This is a genomic window from Paraburkholderia sp. RL17-380-BIE-A (assembly GCF_046028085.1).
Taxonomy (GTDB): domain Bacteria; phylum Pseudomonadota; class Gammaproteobacteria; order Burkholderiales; family Burkholderiaceae; genus Paraburkholderia.
On record NZ_JARESQ010000066.1, the window covers coordinates 1 to 307 of the forward strand.

Consider the following 307-nt stretch of genomic DNA (forward strand, 5'->3'; position numbering starts at 1 on the left):
CAGGCCGAGCGCGTAGGGAACCCGGATCGCGTAGTCGGTACGTTCTTCCTTCTGGTTCGGTATCCCGATGATCGTAAACGGTGCCGGCGCAGGCGCGGTTTCCCATTCGGATTCGATCGCGGCCAGTTTGACCTGCTGGACTTCGCCGGTGCGGTAGCCGGATTCGTCGCCGAGCACGATCACGCACAGCGTGGAGGCGAGGCCGAACCCGGCGGCGATCGCGAACGAGCGCAGCGCGAATTCGGTGTCGCGGCGCTTGAGCAGATACCACGACGACACGCCGAGCACGAACATCGAGGCCGTCACG

The 307-nt window shown here is 65.1% G+C and carries 1 protein-coding gene; it reads right to left on the reverse strand.

Translation table 11 applies throughout. The features are described from left to right. On the reverse strand, positions 1-307 hold a 307-nt coding region (locus P0D68_RS35555), incomplete at both ends, for a cytochrome ubiquinol oxidase subunit I (RefSeq protein ID WP_408303752.1).